The 354-nt window shown below is 52.0% G+C and carries 1 tRNA gene; it reads left to right on the top strand.

Annotated elements, in window-relative coordinates:
• The first annotated feature begins 271 nt into the window (after positions 1-271).
• Positions 272-348 (top strand) — tRNA-Met (locus tag K0H47_RS26295).
• Positions 349-354 lie beyond the last annotated feature (6 nt).

The following is a 354-nucleotide window of genomic DNA, read 5'->3' as shown; positions in this document are numbered from 1 at the left end:
AGTCTGGTAGCTCGTCGGGCTCATAACCCGAAGGTCGTCGGTTCAAATCCGGCTCCCGCAACCAAACATCGAAAAAGGCTACTCGAAAGAGTGGCCTTTTTTGTGCCTGTCTGTTTTTACCCGTCTTTTCAATTGTCAGACAAAAATCCTTTCTCTATCGCGCACTTACCACTGGTGCGTGACAATCCGACGCTAATTTGCACTTATTTGACCCATCGTTCGATTAACGGTTGACACCCCGCCGTTGCTCTGTAGAATGCCGCCACACAGACGCGGGATGGAGCAGTCTGGTAGCTCGTCGGGCTCATAACCCGAAGGTCGTCGGTTCAAATCCGGCTCCCGCAACCAAACATC

Origin of the sequence: Pseudomonas sp. Xaverov 83, from assembly GCF_019352905.1 — a bacterium.
In the GTDB taxonomy this organism is placed as follows: domain Bacteria; phylum Pseudomonadota; class Gammaproteobacteria; order Pseudomonadales; family Pseudomonadaceae; genus Aquipseudomonas; species Aquipseudomonas yamanorum.
Note: the sequence above shows the minus strand (reverse complement) of the source record. Positions and strands in the feature narration are given on the sequence as shown.